We start from the raw sequence: 6,506 nt of genomic DNA, 5'->3' as shown, positions 1-6,506 counted from the left end.
CCCGGTCCCCGTCGCCGGGGACGCCACCGGCTGGTCCATGGACGAGCGGCTCTACAACCAGGTCTGGGGCATGTTCGAGGACCTGGCCCGCACCGTCGCGGCCTACCGCGGTGCCGTCGACTTCGCCGACTCCCGGCTGGACCGCGAGCTGGACGAGGCCCTCTCCGACCCTCGCCACCGCCTCGGAGACGCCGGCGGCGACGCCCGTGAGACCGCCCGGGCCCGCCGCGACGACCTCGTCGCCCAGGCCCGGGCCGTCCTCGACCGTGACCTGGCCCAGCTGACCGCCGAGTCCGAGGTGGTCGAACCCGCCCTCCCGGCCGCGTACGCCCGCTGGGACAACCCCGTCTGGCACGGCCGGGGCACCCCCGAGGAAGGCCCCCTGGCCCTGCGCCTGGGCAACCTCAGCCTGCCCGAGAGCCCCGGCCTGAAGATCCCCATGCTGATGCGGCTCCCGATGGAGCGCGGACTGTGGATCGACAACGGCCGCACCGGCTCCGAGGCCGCCATGACCATGGACACCGACCGGCTGCGCCGCGCCGCCATGGACATGGCCGTCGCCCACGCCGCCCGGCTGCTGGCCGTGCACCCGGCCGACCGGGTCTCCGTCCACGTCATCGACGCGGCCGGAGCGGGGTCCGCGGCGCTGGCCCCGCTGGTACGCGCCGGAGTGCTGGCCGGGCCGCCCGCCGCGGGCGCCGCCGGGGTCGCCGAGACCCTCGCGCGGCTGACCCGGCGGGTGGACCTCGTACAGATGGCCCTGCGCGCCGGCGCGCCCGAGGACCTCCCCCCGGACCTGGACCCGGCCGAGCAGCTGCTCATCGTGCACGACTTCCCGCACGGCTTCGACGACCGGGCCGTCACCCAGCTGCGCTACCTGGCCGACGAGGGCCCGTCCGTCGGGGTGCACCTGCTGATGGTCGCGGACCGCGACGAGGCCTCCGCGTACGGGCCGCTGCTCGACCCGCTGTGGCGCTCCCTGATGCGGCTGTCGCCCGTACCGGACCACCACCTCGCCGACCCCTGGGTGCAGCACGCCTGGACCTTCGAGCCGGACCTGCCCCCGCCGGGCAGCCGGGTCCTCGACCAGGCACTGGACCGCGTCGCGCAGGCCCGCAGGGCCGCCCGCGGATAGCGGACGAAGGGCGCCCCATGACCCGTCGATGACCAGTGGGTGACCCTTCTTTGGGGATCCCTTTACCTTTCGCCCCCTCCGCGGGTACCCTGAGACCTGCGGAGGGGAGTATTCCTGCTATTTCCTGCGCGGCGTGCCCGTCAATACGGACCACTCGGATCAACGCGGTGGCCCCGGGGCGCCGGCCCGCGGCCTGCGAGCCGCCCGGGTGGAAGAGACCTCCGGCAGCGATGACGCTGACCCTGTGCTGAGCCATCCGCCGGAGGCGTGAACACCATGGACGTTTCGTTGACCCTATGGGTGCTGACCATCATCGGTCTGGGCATCCTCATCGGCGCCGATTTCCTCATCGGCCGCAAGCCGCACGACGTCTCCATCAAGGAAGCGGGCACCTGGACGGTCGTCTGGATCGTCCTCGCCGTCCTCTTCGGCCTCGGCCTGCTGTTCACCGGCAACGGCCAGGCCTCCCAGGAGTTCTTCGCCGGCTTCATCACCGAGAAGTCCCTGAGCGTGGACAACCTCTTCGTCTTCGTCCTGATCATGGCGAAGTTCTCGGTGCCCTCCCACCTCCAGCAGCGCGTCCTGCTGATCGGCGTACTGATCGCCCTGGTGCTGCGCGCGGTCTTCATCGCCGCCGGCGCCGCGATCATCACCACCTTCTCGTGGGTCTTCTACATCTTCGGCGCCTTCCTGATCTACACCGCCTGGAAGCTGATCCAGGAGGCCCGAAAGGACGAGGACGAGGAGGAGTTCGAGGAGAACCGCCTCCTCAAGTCGATCGAGAAGAAGTTCGGCGTCGCCGACCGCTACCACGGCACCAAGCTCTTCATCCGCAACAACGGCAAGCGCGTCCTGACCCCGCTCATGGTGGTCATGCTGGCCATCGGCACCACCGACGTCCTCTTCGCCCTGGACTCCATCCCCGCCATCTTCGGGCTCACCCAGGACCCGTACATCGTCTTCACCGCCAACGCCTTCGCCCTCATGGGCCTGCGCCAGCTGTACTTCCTCATCGGCGGCCTGCTCAAGAAGCTGGTCCACCTCAGCTACGGCCTGTCCGTGATCCTCGGCTTCATCGGCGTCAAGCTGGTGCTGCACGCCCTGCACGAATCCGGGGTGCACGTCCCGCAGATCTCCATCCCGGTCTCCCTGGGCGTCATCTGCGGCGTCCTGGTGGTCACCACGATCACCAGCCTGATCGCCTCGAAGAAGCAGGCGGCGGCCGAAGCCGCCGCCGAGGAGACCGAGATCGTCGACGCCTGATCCGGCCCGGACCCACGGGGCCCGGCGGGGCTACGCGGGGGCGGCCGCTTCGGCCGCCCCCGCTCCCGTGTCCGCGCCCGTACCGCCCCGGGCCGCCGCCGGGACCGGCCGGGTCTCGGGGAGGAGGGCGAAGCAGCCGAGGCTGACCAGGGCCACCACCGTCAGGAACACCGCCACCCCCCACGGCGGGCCCGAACCGGCCGCCAGGGCCGTCGCCACGACCGGGGTCAGCGCCCCGCCCAGCACCCCGCCCAGGTTGTAGCCGACGGCCGCGCCGGTGCAGCGGATCCGCGGGGCGTACAGCTCCGGCAGGTACGCGCCTGCCACCGCGTACATCACGACCATCGCCAGCAGCGCCCCCGTGCAGCCCGTGCAGCCCACCGTCACCAGCAGCGGATCCGCGCTGCCGAGCAGGGCCACGAAGGGGAACATCCACAGCACGCAGGCCGCGCTGCCGGCCAGGCACAGCGGCCGCCGCCCCCAGCGGTCGCCGAGCGCCGCCAGCGGAGCCGTCACCAGCCCCATCAGCAGGACGGCGGCCATCACCACGGCCAGCATCACGGTGCGGTCCATGTGCAGGGGGCCGGTGGTGTACGCCAGCGACCAGGTCGTCACCGCGTAGAAGACCGCGTACCCCACCGACATCGCCCCGCCGGTCAGCAGGAGCAGCCGCCAGTGGCCGCGCAGCACCTCCGGGAGCGGGGCCTGCGCCCGCCGGCCGGTCGCGCTGAGGGCCCGGAACTCCGGGGTCTCCTCCACCGAGCGGCGCAGCCACAGCCCGGCCAGCGCCAGCAGCCCGGCGCACCAGAACGGCACCCGCCAGCCCCAGGCGGTGAACCGCGCGTCGCTCAGCAGACCGGACAGCGCCAGCGTCAGCCCGTTGGCCATCAGGAACCCGGCGGACGGGCCCATCTGCGGGAAGCTCGACCAGAGCCCGCGCCGCCCCTCGGGGGCGTGCTCGGCGGTCAGCAGCACGGCCCCGCCCCACTCCCCGCCGAGCCCGAGCCCCTGGAGGAAGCGCAGCAGGAGCAGCAGGACCGGTGCGGCGATGCCGATCGAGGCGTACGAGGGCACGCACCCCACCGCCACCGTGGCCAGGCCCGTCAGCAGCAGCGAGGCGAGCAGCACCGGGCGGCGCCCGTAGCGGTCGCCGATGTGCCCGAAGACCACGGAGCCCAGCGGACGGGCGATGAAGCCGACGCCGAACGTCCCGAAGGCGGCCAGGGTTCCCGCGAGCGGGGAGAACGAGGGGAAGAACAACGGGCCGAGCACCAGGGCGGCGGCCGTGCCGTAGGCGAAGAAGTCGTAGAACTCGATGGCGGTGCCGACCAGGGAGGCCAGGGCGAGCCGCGCCATCGAGGGGCCGGCGGCGCCGGCCGGCGGGGTCCCGGGGGAGGGGGAAGGGTGCAGTCGCATGGTGCAGCAACTACACCGGCCCGCCTCCCCGGGACATGCGTTCGGTCGAGGTCGACCGGAAGGAGCGCATGGCCGCACGGTGTTGACGGCGGCACATGCGCCCGGGGGTCACCAGCCCCGCTCGCGCCATTCCGCGAGGTGGGGGCGCTCGGTGCCGAGCATGGTGTCGTTCCCGTGGCCGGGGTAGACCCAGGTCTCGTCCGGCAGCTGCCCGAACAGCTTCGTCTCGACGTCGTCGATGAGACTGGCGAAGTTCTTCGCGTCACCCCAGGTGTTGCCGACGCCGCCGGGGAAGAGGCAGTCGCCGGTGAACACGTGCGGGTGCCCGTGCGGGTCGTCGTAGACGAGGGCGATGGAGCCGGGGGTGTGGCCGACCAGGTGGCGGGCGGTCAGGGAGACCCGTCCGACGGTGATCACGTCCCCGTCGTGGACCAGGACGTCGGTGGGCACCGGGATGCCCTCGGCGTCGTGGGCGCCCGCGTAGGTCCGCGCCCCCGTGGCGTCGACGACGGCCTGGAGCGCGCCCCAGTGGTCGCCGTGCCGGTGGGTGGTGACGACGGAGGCGATGCCGTCGTCACCGATCAGGTTCAGCAGCGTCTCCGGCTCGGCCGCCGCGTCGATCAGGAGCTGCTCGCCGGTGGCCCGGCAGCGCAGCAGGTACGCGTTGTTGTTCATGGAACCCACGGCGACCTTGGAGATCATCAGGTCTGCGAGTTCGTGCACGTCGGCGGGACCGCCGACCTTCACCGCTCCGCTGTACGTCATGTGGGAATCCTAGAGCGCGGGGAGCTCGGGCAGGCCCTCGCCCGCCTCGACGGTCAGGTGGGCGCCCTTGGGGCCGCGGCCGGCCAGCCAGCCGAGCAGCTCGTCCTTGGGGCCGCTGAGGGTCACCGGCGTGCCCTCGGTGCCGCCGGTGCGCGCGACGGGCGAACCGTCGGGGCCGGTGAGCGTGACCGGGGGGACGTCGGGGCGGCCGGACCAGCGGTCGGCGAGGAAGGCGATCTCCCGGTCGGTGAACTCCTCCGGCAGGTCGGAGAGCTCGTAGCCGACGTTGAGGTCCACGTGGTGGAGCTCGACCTCGACGAGCCGGCGGAACGGCACGTTCGCGGCGAGGTCGGTGACCCCGTTGCGCAGCTCGACCGTGCGCTGCCAGTCCTGGTCGGGCCCGGTGGTGGCCAGGAAGCGGGCCCCGGAATCACGGAGGTCCGTCAGGTGTTCTTCCAGTGGCCGGCCGGCGTCGCGCTCGATGTCCGCGTCGCGGGCGGCGGCGCTCTCGTACATGGGGCGGCCCTCGAGGACGTTGACGAGGGCGTCGGCGTTGCGCGCCAGGTGGGCCAGGATGTGGCCGCGGGTCCAGCCCGGGAGGTGTGACTCCTGGGAGAGGGAGGCGTTGTCCAGTTTCGCGACCGCGTTCAGCAGCCGTTCGGTGGCTTCACGTACAGAGGCCAGGTCGTGCACATGATCAGTCATGGGTCCGAGCCTAGTGGCCGGGAGACGCCCGCCACACGATCGGGTGAAGCCCTCTTGCGCGTGCCGTAAATCGAATGTGCGTGCTATACGCTCGGAAGTCCAGACCCAGTCCATCGCAGAGGCGCCCCCCATACCCTGGACAGCCGGGGGCCCGTGCCCCCGCTCTCTCAAGAAAGGTGCGGACCGGCGTGACCGACCGTCTCATCGTTCGTGGCGCTCGCGAGCACAACCTGAAGAACGTCTCGCTCGACCTGCCCCGCGATTCCCTCATCGTCTTCACCGGACTCTCCGGCTCGGGCAAGTCCTCCCTGGCCTTCGACACGATCTTCGCCGAGGGCCAGCGCCGCTACGTCGAGTCGCTCTCGTCGTACGCCCGCCAGTTCCTGGGGCAGATGGACAAGCCCGACGTCGACTTCATCGAGGGCCTCTCCCCGGCCGTCTCGATCGACCAGAAGTCGACCTCGCGCAACCCCCGCTCCACCGTCGGCACCATCACCGAGGTCTACGACTACCTCCGCCTGCTCTTCGCCCGCATCGGCAAGCCGCACTGCCCCGAGTGCCGCCGCCCGATCTCCCGGCAGTCGCCGCAGGCCATCGTCGACAAGGTCCTCGCACTCCCCGAGGGCAGCCGCTTCCAGGTGCTGTCCCCGCTGGTCCGCGAGCGCAAGGGCGAGTTCGTCGACCTCTTCTCCGACCTCCAGACCAAGGGCTACAGCCGCGCCCGGGTGGACGGCCAGACCATCCAGCTCTCCGAGCCGCCCACGCTGAAGAAGCAGGAGAAGCACACCATCGAGGTGGTCGTCGACCGCCTCACCGTCAAGGACAGCGCCAAGCGCCGGCTCACGGACTCCGTGGAGACCGCCCTCGGCCTCTCCGGCGGCATGGTGATCCTGGACTTCGTCGACCTCGCCGAGGACGACCCTGAGCGTGAGCGGATGTACTCCGAGCACCTCTACTGCCCCTACGACGACCTGTCCTTCGAGGAGCTGGAGCCGCGCTCCTTCTCCTTCAATTCCCCCTTCGGCGCCTGCCCCGAGTGCACCGGCATCGGTACGCGCATGGAGGTGGACCCGGAGCTGATCGTCCCCGACGAGGAGAAGTCGCTGGACGAGGGCGCCGTATCGCCCTGGTCGCTCGGCCACACCAAGGACTACTTCCAGCGGCTGGTCGGCGCGCTCGCCGGGGAACTGGGCTTCCGCACCGACATCCCGTGGGCCGGGCT

General features: G+C 71.6%; 5 protein-coding genes and 1 pseudogene. 3 read left to right on the top strand and 3 right to left on the bottom strand.

Going from position 1 to position 6,506, the window contains the following annotated elements; all coding sequences use genetic code 11:
• Both VR44_RS33235 and VR44_RS33230 read left to right on the top strand, forming a co-directional pair.
• A pseudogene (locus VR44_RS33235) lies at window positions 1–1,135 on the top strand (TerD family protein); the annotation flags it as partial.
• A 276-nt stretch (window positions 1,136–1,411) separates the two neighbouring features.
• Window positions 1,412–2,398 (top strand): TerC family protein, encoded by a 987-nt coding sequence (locus tag VR44_RS33230; protein WP_045951356.1) that lies wholly within the window; start codon window positions 1,412–1,414, stop codon window positions 2,396–2,398.
• 30 nt (window positions 2,399–2,428) lie between these two features.
• Here the strand turns inward: VR44_RS33230 and VR44_RS33225 are convergent, their stop codons facing one another.
• The 3 genes from VR44_RS33225 to VR44_RS33215 all read right to left on the bottom strand — a co-directional run bounded on the left by VR44_RS33225 (window position 2,429) and on the right by VR44_RS33215 (window position 5,284).
• Window positions 2,429–3,754 carry an MFS transporter gene (locus VR44_RS33225; RefSeq protein WP_045951355.1) on the bottom strand — a complete coding sequence of 442 codons (1,326 nt, stop codon included), beginning with the start codon at window positions 3,752–3,754 and terminating at the stop codon, window positions 2,429–2,431.
• A 168-nt stretch (window positions 3,755–3,922) separates the two neighbouring features.
• On the bottom strand, window positions 3,923–4,579 hold the full coding sequence (locus VR44_RS33220; RefSeq protein ID WP_045951353.1) for an MBL fold metallo-hydrolase: 657 nt from the start codon (window positions 4,577–4,579) through the stop codon (window positions 3,923–3,925).
• Between the two features lie 9 nt (window positions 4,580–4,588).
• On the bottom strand, window positions 4,589–5,284 hold the full coding sequence (locus VR44_RS33215; protein WP_045951352.1) for a maleylpyruvate isomerase family mycothiol-dependent enzyme: 696 nt from the start codon (window positions 5,282–5,284) through the stop codon (window positions 4,589–4,591).
• A gap of 188 nt (window positions 5,285–5,472) precedes the next feature.
• Between VR44_RS33215 and VR44_RS33210 the strand changes: the two genes are divergently transcribed.
• The coding region (locus VR44_RS33210; protein WP_483855148.1) for a UvrA family protein at window positions 5,473–6,506 on the top strand (1,034 nt) is incomplete at its 3' end.

It is taken from the genome of Streptomyces katrae (assembly GCF_000966975.1).
GTDB lineage: Bacteria > Actinomycetota > Actinomycetes > Streptomycetales > Streptomycetaceae > Streptomyces > Streptomyces katrae.
Note: the sequence above shows the minus strand (reverse complement) of the source record. Positions and strands in the feature narration are given on the sequence as shown.